Annotated in this window: 2 protein-coding genes; both read right to left on the bottom strand. The window is 76.1% G+C overall.

Translation table 11 applies throughout. The features are described from left to right. Positions 1-785, bottom strand: a 785-nt coding sequence (locus tag AB0J09_RS65165; protein WP_360714563.1) for an ADP-ribosylglycohydrolase family protein, incomplete at its 3' end; no start/stop codon positions are given. Beyond that, on the bottom strand, positions 782-1,233 hold a 452-nt coding region (locus tag AB0J09_RS65160), incomplete at its 5' end, for an ADP-ribosylglycohydrolase family protein (RefSeq protein WP_360714561.1). The genes AB0J09_RS65160 and AB0J09_RS65165, both read right to left, overlap by 4 nt.

Here is a 1,233-nt window from a genome sequence, read left to right as displayed (position 1 = left end):
CGACCGTAGGCGGCGTAGTTGAGGTGGTCGCCGGAGCCGGAAGGAGGCAGGAACGCCACGCGCTCGGCGGTGAACGTACGGCCCGCGGGGAGCTCGTCCAGCCAGAGCTTGGCGACGTCCTCGGTGGTGAAGTCGCGGCCGTGGCGCTCGAGGACGGACAGGGCCAGCAGCGGGTAGTTGAGGTCGTCGTCCTCGGGGACGCCGTCGATGTTCTCGGCGAGCGAGTTGACGGCGCTGCGCCGGTTCCACGGCCAGCGGCGGGCCACGTCGTCCGGCAGGCCCTTGGCGGTGAACCAGCCGCGGATGGGCCAGTTGCCGGTGGCCTCGGCGATCTCCCTGATGCCTTCGCGCGGGATCTTCTCCACGGGCTTGCCCAGCACACACCCGGCCGCCCGCCCGAGCCACGCCCCGAGCACCCGCGCCGGATCAACGCCCCCTGCCCGGCTCCTCGCCATCGGCTCGCCATCGACGGTCGCCGCGCTCCCGACGCCCGGCCAGGCCGGGCAGGCCGCGATGATGGCGGCCAGGTCAGAGGGCTCGTCCAGCGGCGACGGGATCGCGGCCAGCTCGTCCAGCAGCCCCTCCGCCGGTCCCCGCAGCCGTGCGGCCTCCGGCTCCGAGGCGCCGGCGCGCGGGGGCGCGTCGTGGCCGCCGGCCGCACGCCACCGGGCCGCGATCGCCCGCACCCGCTCGCCGTCGGGACCGGACGCCCGGCCGTCCTCGGCGGCCTGGCGGAGCTCGTGCCCGATCAGGTCCTCCGGCTGGACCCAGGTGAGGCGGATCATCCGCGGTCCAGGGCGGCGAAGGCGGCCTCGTGGCCGCGGCGCCGCTCCAGGTCGTCGGCGTGCACCCGGCGCGCCACCTCGGCGATGGCGAGCCCAGGAGCCACCAGGTCCGTACGGCTGGCCGCCCCCACCTGCCCGACCCACTCCGACGGGATCGCCGCCAGGCCCCCGAGCGCCCCCGCGATGGCCCCGCCCATGGAGGCGATCGAGTCGGCGTCGCGCCCGTAGTTGACGCCGCCCAGCACGGTGTCGCGGTAGTCGCCCTTCGCGATCACGAGGAAGCCCAGCGCCAGCGGCAGCTCCTCGATGCTGTGCACCCGGCTCGGCCGCCGCGCCCCCAGCCCCTGGTCGCGGTAGGTGTCGGCGACCGTGTCGTAAGGCCGCATGGCGGCACGCAGCGTCTCGAAGGACCCGTCCCAGTGCCCCAGCCCGGCGGCGGCCTCGCAGA

The sequence above is a fragment of the Nonomuraea sp. NPDC049784 genome, from assembly GCF_040659615.1.
In the GTDB taxonomy this organism is placed as follows: domain Bacteria; phylum Actinomycetota; class Actinomycetes; order Streptosporangiales; family Streptosporangiaceae; genus Nonomuraea.
This window is presented reverse-complemented; position numbering and strand designations above follow the sequence as displayed.